This is a genomic window from Mesorhizobium sp. LjRoot246, from assembly GCF_964254115.1.
In the GTDB taxonomy this organism is placed as follows: domain Bacteria; phylum Pseudomonadota; class Alphaproteobacteria; order Rhizobiales; family Rhizobiaceae; genus Mesorhizobium.
Map to the genome: position 1 here is coordinate 2508914 of NZ_CAXUSN020000001.1, position 13425 is coordinate 2522338.

The window sequence follows — 13425 nt, forward strand, 5'->3', positions numbered from 1 at the left end:
GGCAGCCAGCTGAGGGGCAGCGCCAGCCTTTCGGGGTAAGTTTTAAATGGGTAGTTCTGAAGCCTCAGCGCTGCCCCTCATCGCCCTGCCGGGCACTTCTCCCCGTCTAGAGACGGGGAGAAGGACGCCGTGTCCGAACCGGATAGATAGGTAACAGAATGGACTGATTAGATGGGTGACAGTTTTCTCCTTCGCCGGGAGGACCGGCGATGGTTTGGCGAGAGACTGTACTCATGGATGAGCGGCTTCGGTTTGTTGTGGAATGCCTTTCTGGCGAGGAGACGATGACGCAGCTGTGTGCTGCCTTCGAGATCTCGCGCAAGACCGGATACAAATGGCTTGGACGCTACCGGGAGTTCGGGCCGGAAGGCCTGCACGACCAGCCGCGGGCGCCGCTCGAGCACGGCCGGGCAACGGCAGCGGAGCTGGTGGAGCGGATCGTGGCGGAGAAGGAAGCGCATCCGCTGTGGGGGCCGAAGAAGATCATGGCCCGGCTGAAGCGTGCGGAGCCCTGCTGCGGCTGGCCGGCGGTCTCGACGGCTGGCGAGATCCTGAAGCGGCATGGCCTTGTCGGGCGTCGGCGCGCGCGCTGGAGGGCGGCGGGCAACGGTCCATGGCCGGAGCCCGAGGGGCCGAATGCGCTGTGGACGGGCGATCACAAGGGCTGGTTCCGGACCGGCGACGGCTGGCGCTGCGAGCCGCTGACGGTGATGGATGGGGCGTGCCGCTACCTCCTGGCGCTCGAAGCGACGGGCTCGACGGCGGATGCCGAAGCCTGGCCGGTGTTTGAGCGGTTGTTTGAGGAACATGGCCTGCCGGATCGGTTCCGAAGCGACAATGGCCCGCCCTTTGCATCGCCCGGCGTCACTGGGCTGACACCGCTTGCGGCGCGCTTCATCAAGCTTGGCATCGCTCTTGAGCGCATCCAGCCGGGCAAGCCGCAGCAGAACGGGCGCCATGAGCGCTTCCACCTGACCATGCTGCCGATGGCCAAGGCACCGGAGGCCGACAGGGCGGCTCAAGCCAAGGCCTTCGAGGCCTTCCGGCGCAGCTACAATGAGGAGCGCCCGCACGAGGCACTTGGCATGGGCACCCCGGCGCAGCATTACCGTCCCTCGACCCGTCCCATGCCCAAGACGATCCCCGAGCCGGACTATCCGGACGAGGCGGCGGTGCGCAGCGTGCGCCAGAACGGCGCCGTCAAATGGCAGGGCGCAGAAATCTACGTCTCGGCCACGCTGGCAGGCGAGCCGATTGCCATCGAAGAGACTGAGAACGGCGAATGGGCGGTGCGCTTCTATGCCCATCCGCTCGGCTTCATCGACCACAAGCACATGAAACTGGTTCGCCGCAGCGCCGCGCCAATCCAACCGCTTGGCGCTGCGGCGAACCCATTATAAGGGGGAAAACTGTTACCTATGTATCCGGTTCAAACTGTTACCCATCTATCGGCTGGACAGCCGCCGTTCTGCCCGCACGAACCGCGGCCAAAGCCTGCTCGGCAAGCTTATCCAGCCTGCCGGCCTTGGCGTCGGCCTCAATCTGAATGTCCCACACATCTGCCTGAAACGCCTCGAACCATTTGATAAAGGCCTTTAGTTCTTTGGGGCTCAGGGCTGCGATGGATCTTTCGATCTGTTCGAGCTTGGTCATGAATTGAAAATAACATGATCGAGGTTGCAAAGCGAAATGCCTGAACCCCAGACAGCAAAAAGGCGGGATAAATCCCGCCTTCCATGCTTGGTAGCCTGATTGGGAGCGTCCGGTCCGGGCTGGCAGCTATCTGCTGATCCAGTCTGTCGGGTCTTTCCGCTCCAGCGCGCTTCTCGCGCGACTGTCAGTACATCCGTGACTTGCCGCGCGCCCCGAGCTCTCGCCCGGCGCGCGCTATTGCAAAATCAGGCTGCCTTGCTCAGAGATCCAGCGGACGACTTGCCAGTGCGGCGGTCCTGCTCGATCTCGAAGTTGATCTTCTGGCCTTCGACCAGGGTCGACAGTCCAGCACGCTCGACAGCGGAGATGTGGACGAAAACGTCCGCGCCGCCCGCGTCAGGCTGAATGAAGCCGAAGCCCTTGGTGGCGTTGAACCACTTGACCGTTCCAGTTGCCATTTTAGATAGTCCTTCAACATTTGCTTTAGTTTGACCAGACCGAGGTCCAGCCGGTGTGCATCGAGATTTTGGAGATAGACGTCAGCAAACGCGAAGATCGCGAGGCCCGGATCGATCGGCCGAAATATCAATGGAAGGCATATAGGCTGGTTTCGCATAAAAAACAAGACTGCGTGAGAAAGCCGTGATCGCGGTGCTGCCCAACAGCTGCCCCAATCTGCTGAAAACGTCGCGGCAGATCACGCTGTCCTCGAGCGGCGGATCAGGGGAGAGGACCATGAAAACCATTCTGCTTGCCGCCTGCCTGACGTTTATAGCCGCCGAGGCGCAGGCGATCTCGCGCTACGACCCGACCCGGATGAGTTGCGGGCGCGTGCAGGCGACGATCGCCCGGCAGGGCGCTGTCATCCTGCGCTACCAGTCGAGGCGGGTGCCAGGGCTGCCGCTCTATGACCGTTACGTGCAGAGCCAGCAATTCTGCACCATGGGCGAGGTGAGGACGCGTGCCTACGTGCCGAGCGCCGACACCAAGTCCTGTCCGGTCTACAATTGCAAGCGACCGGAAAATGACCGGCATTTCCGCCGCCGGTTCTTCCATAACAACTAGGGCGTGTCGACCGGCGGCGAATTGCTCTCAATCTCGGATGTGTTCCATGAGCATGGACACGAATTGCGTCACCTTTTGCGGGCGAAAGCGCGCCGCTGGATAAACCACGTAAATGCCGCCGGAGGGCAGCTCCCAGTCAGGGAGCATGTGGACGAGACGACCCTGCGATAGATAATCGACGACCAGATAGTCCGGCAGAACTGCCAGTCCACCCCCGGCGAGTGTCGCTTCCAGTACCGCCGGTGTCGAGTTGATGGAGAACGCCTCGCGCATAGTGACGGTGCGCGGCTCGAAATCGCCTCGGGTGAAGCTCCAGGTGAACGGCTTGCGGAGCACGGTATTGGCAACGAGCGGTAAGGGAGAAAGATCCTCGGGCTTGTCCACCCTGATCCCGCCGGCGAAATCCCGCGACGCGCAGGATTTGCCGACGGTGGCGAAATAGGCGAGGCGGTTGAGATTGATTGGTACGGGACGCCTCGGACTGTAAGCTTATATCATACAGTCTGTATGATTATAGATAATTTATCAATTAATCCAGTGAGGCTACCTTCCGCCCTGTTCGTTCAATCGGAGCGGACCCGCGGACTGCCATCGCGGCCCGACCTCATTCACGCAACGGAGCTATTCCATGTTCACGAGGAGACAGATCATGAAGACCTCATTGGCCCTCGGCGCAACCGCCGTTTTCGCCCCCATCGACAGCGGTCAGGCCGCCAGTGCCAAGCTCGGCTGGAAACATTTCCCGGCAGGTCCAAACGGCTTCTTTCGCGCACCGATGCTGCTGTCGGGGCCGAGCGAAGCCCTGTTGATCGATGGCGGCTTCACCTATCCGGACGGCAGAGCGCTCGCCGATGTCATCAAGACCACTGGCAAGAAGCTGACCACGATCTATATCACTCAGTCCGATCCTGATTACTACTTCGGCCTGAAGCCGGTGCGAGACGCCTTCCCGGAGGCAAAAGTGATCGCTGCCTCCGCCACGCTGGAAGCCATCAAGGGCAATGTGGACAAGAAGCTCGCCGTCTGGGGTCCGCAATTGAAGGAAAATGGTCCGCAAGCGCTGTCCGACATCGTCTTGCCCGAGGCATTCGACGGCGCAACGCTGAGCGTCGATGGCGAGACTGTCGAAATCGTCAATGCGGAAGAAGGACTGGCCAACCGCCGCTATCTGTTCGTGCCGTCGCTCAATGCCGTTTTCGGCGGGGTGATGATCTTCTCGGGCGTTCATGTCTGGACCGCCGACACGCAGACCAGGGAAAGCCGCGCCGCTTGGGTCAAGACGCTGGAGGCGATCGCCGCCCGCAAGCCCGCCGTCGTGGTGCCCGGCCACATGGCTCCCGATGCCGCGACCGACCCGTCGGCCGTGGAATTCACCAAGTCCTATCTCCTCACCTTCGAGGAAGAGCTGGACAAGGCGGCCGACAGCGCCGCGTTGAAGGCGGCCATGGAGGCCCGCTTCCCCGGCCTCGGTATGGGCGTGGCCCTCGATATTGGATCCAAGGTCGCCAAGGGCGAGATGAAGTGGGGCTGAGATGGCGACGAACCTCGATTTGATCCGCGGAACCTACGAGGGAACCTCCGAGGAGAACGGCCGCAATCTGCTGGCCGTTCTTTCCGCCGACATCGAATGGACCGAGGCGGAAGGATTCCCCTATGCCGGCACCTATATCGGCGTCGATGCCCTGATGCAGGGGGTCTTCAAGCGGCTCGGCTCGGAGTGGACCGGATACCGCGCCGACGTGCACAGCTTCATTGCCGATGGCGATCGGGTGGCAGCCTTCGGCGTGTATTCCGGTACATACAAGGCGACAGGAAAATCCATGACGGCCCCCTTCGCTCATCTTTACGAATTGCGGGACGGCAAGATCACCCGCATGCGGCAATACGTCGATACTGTCCTCGTCGCGCGCGCACTGACCTGACATCGACTCACTAGAGGTACTGATCCAGGCCTTCCGCCAGCGCCGGCAACCGCTCAAAACCCGAAGGAAACCTGCGCCGGCGGCGGCGGACCGACGCGCACGCCTTCCATGGCCAGCATCTTCTCCTTGGTGACCGAGCCACCCGGCGCCGAGAAGCCGCCTATCTTGCCGCCGGCCGCAAGGATGCGATGGCAAGGGATGACCAGCGGCACAGGATTGGCGCCAAGGGCAGCGCCAGTTTCGCGGGCGAGCCCGGCATGGCCGGCGGTTTTGGCCAGCTCGCCATAGGTGGTTGTTTCGCCGAAGGAGAGTTTTCGCGCAGCGTCATAAATGGCGAGGCGGAAATCGTCGACGCCGTCGAGATCGACCGGCACGCCGGTGAAATCGACGTCCTCGCCTGCCGCATAGGCCTTGATCGATGCGATCAGCTCGACCACCCATGGCGGCTGGGTTGTGGAGGCGGAAACGCCGCCGTGGCGCAGCAAGCGCCGCTCCACCGCTTCGCGGCTGCGTTCGGGCAGGCAGAGCCGGATCAGGCCCTTTTCGCTCCAGGCAATGCCCATGAAGCCGATCACTGTTTCTAACACTGCGTGGCCGGCCGTGATCGAAGAGGTCGTTTCCATGATGTGTTCCTTTCCGCAAAGTGGCGAAAACCGGGATTCGTCCCAGTACATATCCAGAACAATATGGCATCACCGCCTGCGTCTCGCCACCCGAAAACCACCTGGTAGCCCCGATTGCCGGTCATGAATCGCTGGTGTAAGTGATTTCTTAACAACCCGACAAATCGGACCCGAGCGCGGCTTGCCAGCAAAACTCAACCTTATCGCGCTCGGCGTGATCCTGGCTGCTGTCGGCATCAGCGGCTGCACGTCGACCTCGCAGATGAAGTCCGCGCCTGCTCTTGCCGAAACCGCGACCGTCGCCGGCACTGATGCCGGCTTCACCGTGCCGTTGCCGGACACCGTTTCGGTGCTGCCGGAAACCTCCGGTATCACACCCGTTCAGGCCGCCGAGCTGCCGCTCGATCCCACACCACAACCGGCGGCGGCGACCGCCGCTTTTGCCGGTTCGACGCCGGCGGCACCAGCCGTGCCTGCCGTGATGACCGCCAATGCCTGGCAGGCGCCGCCGCCGGAGAATGCGGGCGAGTCGGTCAAGACGGCCGAAACCTATACGACCGCTGGGCTCATCGTGCCGGCAACCGCCAAGGGCGACCGGATGCCTGGCGTCCAGCAGGTCGCCTATGTCGTGCCGCAGAACCCGGCCGCTCTTGTCCAGTTTCCGGCAGCACCCGTGCAAGAAGAACACGCGACGGGCGTGCGTGGCGATGTCGAGCGACTGATCGAGAAATACGCCGCGATTTACCAGGTGCCCGTCGACCTGGTGCGCCATGTCGTCAACCGCGAGAGCACCTTCAACCCGAAAGCCTACAACAACGGCCATTGGGGGCTGATGCAGATCAAGCACGCGACGGCGCGCGGCATGGGCTATGACGGTCCGGCCAAGGGCCTGTTCGACGCCGAGACCAATCTGAAATACGCGGTCAAATATCTGCGTGGCGCCTGGCTGGTGGCCGGCGGCAACGCCAAGAAGGCCGACTGGCTCTATCAGACCGGTTACTATTTCGACGCCAAGCGCAAGGGCCTGCTCGAGGCAACAGGCCTCGGCCGCGACCGCCAGCGCCGCCGCCTGCAGCCCGACGCCTGAGCGCGATGCCTGAACCGCGCCCGCCGGCTTTGAACGACATCCGGCTGCGCAAGATCCTCGACGAGACGCTGGTTCCTCCGCACTGGCCGGACGGGTTCGTGATGCGTTGCTTCGAGCCTGGTGACGCGCCGGCTTTGCATGCGCTTTTGACCGAAGTGTACGATGACGGCGCCGACGGCCCGTTCGACGAATGGTGGCCGCGTGTCGCGGACGATCCCGAATTCGACCCGGCGCTGTGCTTTCTCGTCATCGATGCCAAGGGTCGGCTGGCGGCAGCGGCGCTATGCTGGACGAGCGCTTTCGTCAAGGATCTCGCCGTTCATCCCGAGGCGCGTAGCCGAGGCATCGGCGAAGCGCTGATGTGGCACGCCTTCGCCGTTTTTCGCGAACGCGGCGCCGACCACGTCGACCTCAAGACCAACACGGTCGAGAACGCCGCCGCCGTCCGGCTCTACGAGCGGCTGGGGATGATGCCTGTCGCCTGGGAAGGCTAAGAGACTGTTGGAAATTCTACTCTGGCGGCCATCTGATGGCGTTTTCTGCGCTTCCGGTGCTCACGTACCCAAAAGTACGCTGCGCTCCGGGTCTCGAAACCACCACCATATGACTCGCCAGAGCGAATTTCGAAACAGTCTCTAGGGCGGCAGTACATCCGCGCGATTTGGGAACCCAACGCGCCGCTCCGCATTCATTGCAAGGTGGGGTCTGACAAGCTGCCGGCGCGTGGGAAGTCTTCCCGTCACCGGGTGCGGAGGGACATCCACCACGATGAAGCTTTTTCACGCATTCCTGGCGCTCGGCGTCGCTGCCATCCTGGCTGGCACGCCGGCGTGGGCCGTCGATCTGTCGATCGTGTCGGGCGATACCGGCGACGGCATCAAGGTGCTGCGCGAGATCCTCGACCGTTACGAGAAAGACAGCGGCAACAAGGTCAGCATCGTCGTCATGCCGACGTCCGGGACCGACCAGTTCGGCCAGTACCGGCTTTGGCTCGCCGCGGGCAACAGTGACATCGACGTCTACCAGACTGATGTCATCTGGGCGCCGCAGCTCGCCAGCCAGCTCGTGGATTTGACCGCGGCGACCAAGGACGTCGTGGCTGAGCATTTCCCGTCGATCATCCAGTCGCAGACCGTCAATGGCAAGCTCGTCGCCTTACCGATCTTCACCGATGCGCCGGCGCTCTACTACCGCAAGGATCTCCTCGACAAATACGGAGCCAAGGTGCCGGCCACCTGGAAGGAACTGGCCGACACCGCCAAGCTGGTCATGGACAAGGAGCGTGCGGCGGGCAATCGGGATATCTGGGGCTTCGTCTTCCAGGGCAATGCCTATGAGGGGCTGACCTGCAACGCGCTCGAATGGGTGAAGTCGAGTGGCGGCGGCCAGATCATAGAGCCGGACGGCACCATCTCCATCAACAACCCAAAGGCGGCGGCGGTTCTCGATATGATCAAGGGCTGGGTCGGGACCATCGCGCCTCCCGGCGTACTCGCCTATCAGGAAGAGGAATCGCGCGGCGTCTGGCAGACCGGCAACGCGGTGTTCATGCGCAATTGGCCCTATGCCTACGCGCTCGGCAACGGCGAGGGTTCGCCGATCAAGGGCAAGTTCGACGTGGCACCGCTGCCGGCCGGCACCGGCGAAGACGCCCGACCGGTCGCGACCCTGGGCGGCTGGAACCTCGCCGTCTCCAAATATTCGAAGCACCCCGATGCGGCGATCGAGCTGGTCAAGTTCATCGCCTCGTCCGCGATGCAGAAATACAGGACGCTGAAGACGTCCAACTTGCCAACCATCCAGGCGCTGTATGACGATGCCGACATCGCCAGGGAACAGCCGATCGTTCCGCACTGGAAACAGATCTTTCTCGATGCGGTGCCGCGCCCCTCGGCCGCGACCAGGATCAAATACAACGAGGCGTCGAGCCAGTTCTGGAACGCCGTTCACAACACGCTCTCGGGCGATGGCACTGCCGCCGACAATCTCGCCGACCTCGAAGCGACGCTGACCAAGCTGAAGGGCCGAGGCTGGTGACACGGCGATGCCGAGGCATTCGCCCGGCGGGGCCGCAACGAGCGGGTGCGAGATGACAAGAATGGAACCGGAAACAGCCAGGGCTGCGCACTCGCCGTTGAGGGCACAGCGTGTTCGCTCGGCGTGGCTTTTCCTGGCGCCAATGCTTCTGGTGCTCGCCGCCGCGGCCGGCTGGCCGCTTCTGCGAACGGTCTATTTCAGCTTCACCGACGCCTCGCTGGCCGATCTCGACGCGCGCCAATGGGTCGGCTTCGCCAATTACTTTTCGGTGTTCAGCATGCCGAGCGGTAGGACCCTCTATGATGGGCTGCTCGTTGATCCGGTCTGGTGGAGCGCCGTCTGGAACACGGTGCGTTTCACCGTGATTTCCGTGACCTGCGAGACGATCCTCGGCACGATCGTTGCCCTGGTCCTCAATGCCGAATTCGCAGGCCGCGGCATCGTCAGGGCAGCGATCCTCATTCCCTGGGCCATCCCGACGATCGTCTCGGCGAAGATGTGGCAGTGGATGCTGAACGACCAGTTCGGCATCATCAATGTCGTGTTGCTCAACCTCGGCCTGATCAGCGGCAAGATCGCCTGGACGGCCAGCGCCGACACGGCGATGGCGGCCGTCCTCATCGTCGATATCTGGAAGGCGACGCCGTTCATGACGCTGCTCATCCTGGCCGCGCTGCAGATGCTGCCGAGGGAGATCATCGAGGTCGCCAGGCTCGACGGCGCCAACCCCTGGCAGATCTTCTGGCGGGTGACGTTGCCGCTCATCCGCCCGGCGGTGATGGTCGCCGTGATCTTCCGCGCGCTCGATGCGCTGCGCATCTTCGACCTGATCTACGTGCTGACGCCCAACAATGTGCACACCAAGTCGATGTCGGTGTTCGCCCGCGAGAACCTGTTCGAGTTCGACAAGTTCGCCTATGGCTCCGCCGCCTCGACCTTGCTCTTCCTCATCCTCGCTCTGCTCACCATCGTCACCATCCGGATCGGCCGGATAAACCTGGAAGGAGGCCGCTGAGATGTGGGTGCTGAAGCGCACGGCCTTTTACCTGCTGGTCGGGGGAATCGTCTTCGTCGCGGTGTTCCCGTTCTACTACGCCGTGGTCACCAGCCTGAAGTCGGGGACCGACCTGTTCCGGGCCGACCTGTGGCCGACGACGATCAGTCTCGCCAATTACAGAAACGTGCTGACCGAGGGCAGCTTCGTGCGCAACCTCGCGAATTCGCTCTCCGTCTCCGGCGCGGTGGTCGCGCTGTCGCTGTTGCTCGGCGTCACATCAGCCTATGCGCTGGCGCGCATTCGATTTCGCGGCCGCTCGGCCCTGCTGTTCGCCATCCTGTCGGTGTCGATGTTCCCGCAGGTGGCGGTGCTGGCCGGGCTGTTCGAACTGATCCGCATGTTCGGCCTCTACAATTCGCTGTTCGCGCTGATCTTCTCCTACATGATCTTCACCTTGCCGTTCACCGTCTGGGTGCTCACCACCTTCGTCCGCGACCTGCCGGTCGAGGTCGAGGAGGCGGCGATCCTCGATGGCGCGACGCCGTGGATCATCATCACGCGGGTGTTCCTACCGCTGATGTGGCCGGCGCTGGCGACCACCGGGTTGCTGGCCTTCATCGGCGCCTGGAACGAGTTCCTGTTTGCGCTGACCTTCACCTCCAACAACGCGCAGCGGACCGTGCCGGTGGCGATCGCGCTGCTCTCCGGCAATTCGCAGTTCGAGATTCCCTGGGGCAACATCATGGCAGCCTCGGTGATCGTCACGGTGCCGCTGGTGGTGCTGGTGCTGATCTTCCAGCGCAAGATCGTCTCCGGCCTCACCGCCGGCGGGGTGAAGGGGTGAGGAGCGGTCGGCTAAGCCGATCAATCGACAACGATTTGTCGATTGAAGCGACGAACGGTGAAAACCCGGTCTGCCCTTCGGGCGGATTGAAACGTCCAGTGGACGTTTCAAAGGGTTTGAACGCCCGAAGGGCTGGGGAGCCATAGCGGAGGGCAGGGCCGGGCCGACGCGAGGACTGCCCAGCAGTGGAAAGAAACTGTCCACCAAGACGCCAGGTCGCATCTTGCCTGGGCTCGCCCGGTTGCTAAGCTTCGCCTGCGTGGGGCTTGCTAGAACCGGAGGAAACATGATGCGGCTTCTGCTCTCCAGCCTTGCCACCCTGACCCTTGCTGTTCCGCTCTCTGTCAGCGTTGCGCGGGCTGCCGACGATTGCGCCAACGCGCAGGACCAGACCACGATGAACGAATGCGCCGGCAAGTCGTTCGACGCGGCCGACAAGAAGCTCAACGACGCCTACAAGCAGATTGGGGAGCGGTTCAAGGACGACGCGGCGTCGAAGAAATTGCTGGTCGATGCGCAGCGCGCCTGGGTCGCCTTCCGCGACGCCGAATGCAAATTCCAGGGCGGCCCGCGCGAGATGGCCGGCACCATGTATCCAATGGTTGTCCTGGGCTGCCAGGAAAGCCTCACTGACGACCGGCTGAAGGATTTCCAGGGCTATCTCAACTGCCAGGACGGCGATGTGAACTGCCCGGTGCCGACGGCGCAGTAGCGTCCGTCGCTCGCGGGAAGGCCCTCGTCGCCGCGCCAGGCGTAAAAATGTCGGAACCGGCCGTCGCGAGACGTCCTTGGGTCGCAGAGCAACCATGCCGGGACGCCGGCGCGACGACCCAAGGAGCCGATCATGATCACCTTTCCCAACGAATCCGCGAAATACCGCACCGCGCGCGAAAAATTGCTGCGCAAGGAAATCGAGCTGCGCCGCGCCATGGAGGAGGTCGCCGAGGCGCGGCGCGCGCTGCCGCCGGGCGGGCTGATCCGCCAGGATTATGAGTTCGACGGACTGGATGCCCAGGGCAGGCCGGCGAAGATAAAACTGTCGGAGTTGTTCGCGCCCGGCAAGGACAGCCTGATCCTCTACAACATGATGTTCCCGCGTCACCCGCAGGAGAAGCGCGATGTGGCGACCAGCGGCGGCACGGCGAAGCTTGCCCGACAGGACCAGCCATGTCCGTCCTGCACGGCACTGCTCGACCAGTTCGATGGCGCGGTCGGCCATCTCCAGGCCGCCGGCTTCAATTTCGCGGTGGTCGGCAAGACCGCGCTCGAAAACCTGCTCACGCTCGGTCGCGATCGGGGCTGGCGCAACATGCGGCTGGTGTCTTCGACCGGCAACAGCTTCAAGCGCGACTACAATGCCGAGGATGCCGATGGCGCGCAGATCCCGCTGCTGTCGGTGTTCCACCGCGACGCCGACGGCATCCGGCATTTCTGGTCATCCGAGCTTGGCTTCGCGCCGCCGGAGCCGGGTCAGGACCCGCGCGCCATCGGCACCTGCGAGATCCTATGGAATTTGATGGATTTCACGCCGGAAGGCCGGTCGGAGTGGAGCGAGCAGCTGCAGTATGGGGAGGGGTGTTGCCACTGAGCGAGGATTGCCTTCCAGGCGCCGCCAAAACTGGAGCGACTCTCATCCGAAAATCGGCGCTCTACGGCGCCCCCCTCTGTCCTGCCGGACATCTCCCCCTCAAGTGGGGAGATTGGCAGCTTTGGCGCCGGCTTTCTCCTTGCAACGTTGAAAGTTGGCGAAAACCGTGACGACGGCCAATCTCCCCACTTGAGGGGGAGATGTCCGGCAGGACAGAGGGGGGCGCCGTAGAGCGCTACGGTGGGTGGCTCACTGCTCCGTCAGCCCCTTGGCGAACCGCGTGCAGCAAGGTGGCTCTTTGCCCGTGCCAGCCGTGAAGTAGACTGCCGGCATCCATCCAAGGGAGGCCCCCATGCCCAAGATCGACCTCGCCGCCGTGCCTGTCCGCAAGGGCTCCGGCTACCCCGCGCCTTTCGATGCTCCCTGCGCCACCCGCACGCGGCGACGTCTCGGCGATGCCGGCGGCCTCACCGATTTCGGCGTCAATTTGATGACGTTGCCGCCCGGCGGCTGGTCCAGCCAGCGCCACTGGCACAGCCATGAGGATGAGTTCGTCACCGTGCTGGAAGGCGAACTGACGCTGGTCGAGGACGGCGGAGAGACGCTGCTCAGGGCCGGCGACTGCGCGACCTTCGCCAAGAACAGCGGCAACGGCCATCACCTGATCAACCGCTCGTCGACGACGGCACTCTACCTGGAGGTCGGCTCGCGAAATCCAGACGACGTCATCACTTGCTCCGACATCGACATGATGAGCCCCAGCTCCGACGGGCGTTTCCTGCACAAGGACAGCACGAAAGAGGTATCTGCGCTGATGACAGCAAGATGTATGCCGGTTGTTCCCTAAAATTTTAGTTTCTTCAAAAACGAGAAATACTACTTTCCCGTGTATTCGACAGATGCGGTTTCTGGGTTGTTGATCCGGGGGAAGATATGAAGCTCGTGATGGCATTCACGCTGGCAGCACTTTGTTCACTGTTCTTTGCCAGTGACGCAGAGGCCCGAAAGATGCGGTTTCGGGTGCTTCCGATCCCTGGGGTGCACAACTCATCGTCGACCGAAAAAGCGCATCCTGTTTCCATCGGCATCGAAGACGTGCATTTCGTTCACGATCTGCCGCCGGCTTTTGCGGAAGAAGGCGAGCATTTCGATCTCGGCTATAAATTCGGCATGTTCGGCGGGGGCGAATGGGTCGGCTACTTCAAGACATCCCAACGCTACGTGGAACTGAAACAGGATAAGGTCCGGGAGCTTTTGCCGCTTTTGGGCATTTCTGAAGCGGACGCACCAAAGCGGTCTTTCGGCAGCCAGTTGATGGTCTTCGGATCATGGTGCGTGATCGGTTTGCTCGGCCTGGGGTTTGCGCTGTTGAAATTCCCAGGCCTCAGGGCGGCGCTCTTCCGCGGTTCAGCCAGACGCGGTTCGAGCGGGGAATCGACGTGCAGGCAGCCGATCAAATGATCAGCCGGGCGGCGGCTCGAAATCAACAGCGCGAGGCAAGACAACCGGGCGTCGCGCCGGCAGGCTCCTTCGCAAGGTCGAATGGAAATTCAACTTTCGGCCGCAGATCGCGCTGAGGAGGTTTTTGCGCTAGCGTCGGTTCAAAACC

17 protein-coding genes are annotated in these 13425 nt (G+C 62.7%); 13 read left to right on the forward strand and 4 right to left on the reverse strand.

The annotated features are described in order from the left end of the window. Positions 1-209: 209 nt before the first annotated feature. A complete protein-coding gene (locus ACSQ3L_RS12110; RefSeq protein ID WP_436160152.1) occupies positions 210-1400 on the forward strand; it encodes an integrase core domain-containing protein in 1191 nt (396 codons plus the stop codon). A 37-nt stretch (positions 1401-1437) separates the two neighbouring features. Here ACSQ3L_RS12110 and ACSQ3L_RS12115 read toward each other — a convergent pair whose 3' ends face one another. Next, a complete protein-coding gene (locus ACSQ3L_RS12115; protein WP_436160153.1) occupies positions 1438-1653 on the reverse strand; it encodes a hypothetical protein in 216 nt (71 codons plus the stop codon). A gap of 245 nt (positions 1654-1898) precedes the next feature. Continuing rightward, positions 1899-2111 carry a cold-shock protein gene (locus ACSQ3L_RS12120; protein ID WP_010910991.1) on the reverse strand — a complete coding sequence of 71 codons (213 nt, stop codon included), beginning with the start codon at positions 2109-2111 and terminating at the stop codon, positions 1899-1901. 277 nt (positions 2112-2388) lie between these two features. Here ACSQ3L_RS12120 and ACSQ3L_RS12125 point away from each other — a divergent pair, with 277 nt between their 5' ends. Beyond that, on the forward strand, positions 2389-2718 hold the full coding sequence (locus ACSQ3L_RS12125; protein WP_436160154.1) for a hypothetical protein: 330 nt from the start codon (positions 2389-2391) through the stop codon (positions 2716-2718). Between the two features lie 27 nt (positions 2719-2745). Here the strand turns inward: ACSQ3L_RS12125 and ACSQ3L_RS12130 are convergent, their stop codons facing one another. Then, positions 2746-3180 (reverse strand): LysR substrate-binding domain-containing protein, encoded by a 435-nt coding sequence (locus tag ACSQ3L_RS12130; protein WP_436163416.1) that lies wholly within the window; start codon positions 3178-3180, stop codon positions 2746-2748. 166 nt (positions 3181-3346) lie between these two features. On the opposite strand from ACSQ3L_RS12130, the gene ACSQ3L_RS12135 reads away from it, so the two are divergent. Both ACSQ3L_RS12135 and ACSQ3L_RS12140 read left to right on the forward strand, forming a co-directional pair. Beyond that, a complete protein-coding gene (locus ACSQ3L_RS12135) occupies positions 3347-4249 on the forward strand; it encodes an MBL fold metallo-hydrolase (RefSeq protein WP_436160155.1) in 903 nt (300 codons plus the stop codon). Position 4250: 1 nt separating this feature from the next. Next, the gene (locus tag ACSQ3L_RS12140) at positions 4251-4640 is read left to right on the forward strand and encodes a nuclear transport factor 2 family protein (protein WP_436160156.1); all 390 of its coding nucleotides are present in this window, start codon (positions 4251-4253) and stop codon (positions 4638-4640) included. Positions 4641-4693: 53 nt separating this feature from the next. On the opposite strand, the gene ACSQ3L_RS12145 is transcribed toward ACSQ3L_RS12140, so the two are convergent. Continuing rightward, positions 4694-5263 (reverse strand): methylated-DNA--[protein]-cysteine S-methyltransferase, encoded by a 570-nt coding sequence (locus ACSQ3L_RS12145; protein ID WP_436160157.1) that lies wholly within the window; start codon positions 5261-5263, stop codon positions 4694-4696. A gap of 181 nt (positions 5264-5444) precedes the next feature. Between ACSQ3L_RS12145 and ACSQ3L_RS12150 the strand changes: the two genes are divergently transcribed. The 9 genes from ACSQ3L_RS12150 to ACSQ3L_RS12190 all read left to right on the forward strand — a co-directional run bounded on the left by ACSQ3L_RS12150 (position 5445) and on the right by ACSQ3L_RS12190 (position 13277). Further along, positions 5445-6350 carry a transglycosylase SLT domain-containing protein gene (locus tag ACSQ3L_RS12150; protein ID WP_436160158.1) on the forward strand — a complete coding sequence of 302 codons (906 nt, stop codon included), beginning with the start codon at positions 5445-5447 and terminating at the stop codon, positions 6348-6350. Positions 6351-6355: 5 nt separating this feature from the next. Then, a complete protein-coding gene (locus ACSQ3L_RS12155; protein ID WP_436160159.1) occupies positions 6356-6844 on the forward strand; it encodes a GNAT family N-acetyltransferase in 489 nt (162 codons plus the stop codon). A 274-nt stretch (positions 6845-7118) separates the two neighbouring features. Beyond that, entirely contained in the window at positions 7119-8387 is a 1269-nt protein-coding gene (locus ACSQ3L_RS12160) for an ABC transporter substrate-binding protein (protein WP_436160160.1), read from the forward strand. 52 nt (positions 8388-8439) lie between these two features. Beyond that, on the forward strand, positions 8440-9402 hold the full coding sequence (locus tag ACSQ3L_RS12165; RefSeq protein WP_436160161.1) for a carbohydrate ABC transporter permease: 963 nt from the start codon (positions 8440-8442) through the stop codon (positions 9400-9402). A gap of 1 nt (position 9403) precedes the next feature. Then, the gene (locus ACSQ3L_RS12170; protein WP_436160162.1) at positions 9404-10228 is read left to right on the forward strand and encodes a carbohydrate ABC transporter permease; all 825 of its coding nucleotides are present in this window, start codon (positions 9404-9406) and stop codon (positions 10226-10228) included. Positions 10229-10514: 286 nt separating this feature from the next. Next, positions 10515-10940, forward strand: a complete 426-nt coding sequence (locus ACSQ3L_RS12175; protein ID WP_436160163.1) for a lysozyme inhibitor LprI family protein — start codon at positions 10515-10517, stop codon at positions 10938-10940. Positions 10941-11072: 132 nt separating this feature from the next. Beyond that, on the forward strand, positions 11073-11816 hold the full coding sequence (locus ACSQ3L_RS12180; RefSeq protein ID WP_436160164.1) for a DUF899 family protein: 744 nt from the start codon (positions 11073-11075) through the stop codon (positions 11814-11816). Between the two features lie 352 nt (positions 11817-12168). Beyond that, complete coding sequence (locus tag ACSQ3L_RS12185; RefSeq protein ID WP_436160165.1) at positions 12169-12663, forward strand: cupin domain-containing protein; 495 nt, start codon at positions 12169-12171, stop codon at positions 12661-12663. Positions 12664-12749: 86 nt separating this feature from the next. After that, the gene (locus tag ACSQ3L_RS12190) at positions 12750-13277 is read left to right on the forward strand and encodes a hypothetical protein (protein WP_436160166.1); all 528 of its coding nucleotides are present in this window, start codon (positions 12750-12752) and stop codon (positions 13275-13277) included. The last annotated feature ends 148 nt before the right edge of the window (positions 13278-13425 follow it).

Bases quoted from the DNA above. Each gene is read 5' to 3' on its own strand.
- ACSQ3L_RS12110 (WP_436160152.1), top strand. From the start codon at position 210: ATGGTTTGGCGAGAGACTGTACTCATGGATGAGCGGCTTCGGTTTGTT.
- ACSQ3L_RS12115 (WP_436160153.1), bottom strand. From the start codon at position 1,653: ATGACCAAGCTCGAACAGATCGAAAGATCCATCGCAGCCCTGAGCCCC.
- ACSQ3L_RS12120 (WP_010910991.1), bottom strand. From the start codon at position 2,111: ATGGCAACTGGAACGGTCAAGTGGTTCAACGCCACCAAGGGCTTCGGC.
- ACSQ3L_RS12125 (WP_436160154.1), top strand. From the start codon at position 2,389: ATGAAAACCATTCTGCTTGCCGCCTGCCTGACGTTTATAGCCGCCGAG.
- ACSQ3L_RS12135 (WP_436160155.1), top strand. From the start codon at position 3,347: ATGTTCACGAGGAGACAGATCATGAAGACCTCATTGGCCCTCGGCGCA.
- ACSQ3L_RS12140 (WP_436160156.1), top strand. From the start codon at position 4,251: ATGGCGACGAACCTCGATTTGATCCGCGGAACCTACGAGGGAACCTCC.
- ACSQ3L_RS12145 (WP_436160157.1), bottom strand. From the start codon at position 5,263: ATGGAAACGACCTCTTCGATCACGGCCGGCCACGCAGTGTTAGAAACA.
- ACSQ3L_RS12155 (WP_436160159.1), top strand. From the start codon at position 6,356: ATGCCTGAACCGCGCCCGCCGGCTTTGAACGACATCCGGCTGCGCAAG.
- ACSQ3L_RS12160 (WP_436160160.1), top strand. From the start codon at position 7,119: ATGAAGCTTTTTCACGCATTCCTGGCGCTCGGCGTCGCTGCCATCCTG.
- ACSQ3L_RS12165 (WP_436160161.1), top strand. From the start codon at position 8,440: ATGACAAGAATGGAACCGGAAACAGCCAGGGCTGCGCACTCGCCGTTG.
- ACSQ3L_RS12170 (WP_436160162.1), top strand. From the start codon at position 9,404: ATGTGGGTGCTGAAGCGCACGGCCTTTTACCTGCTGGTCGGGGGAATC.
- ACSQ3L_RS12175 (WP_436160163.1), top strand. From the start codon at position 10,515: ATGATGCGGCTTCTGCTCTCCAGCCTTGCCACCCTGACCCTTGCTGTT.
- ACSQ3L_RS12180 (WP_436160164.1), top strand. From the start codon at position 11,073: ATGATCACCTTTCCCAACGAATCCGCGAAATACCGCACCGCGCGCGAA.
- ACSQ3L_RS12185 (WP_436160165.1), top strand. From the start codon at position 12,169: ATGCCCAAGATCGACCTCGCCGCCGTGCCTGTCCGCAAGGGCTCCGGC.
- ACSQ3L_RS12190 (WP_436160166.1), top strand. From the start codon at position 12,750: ATGAAGCTCGTGATGGCATTCACGCTGGCAGCACTTTGTTCACTGTTC.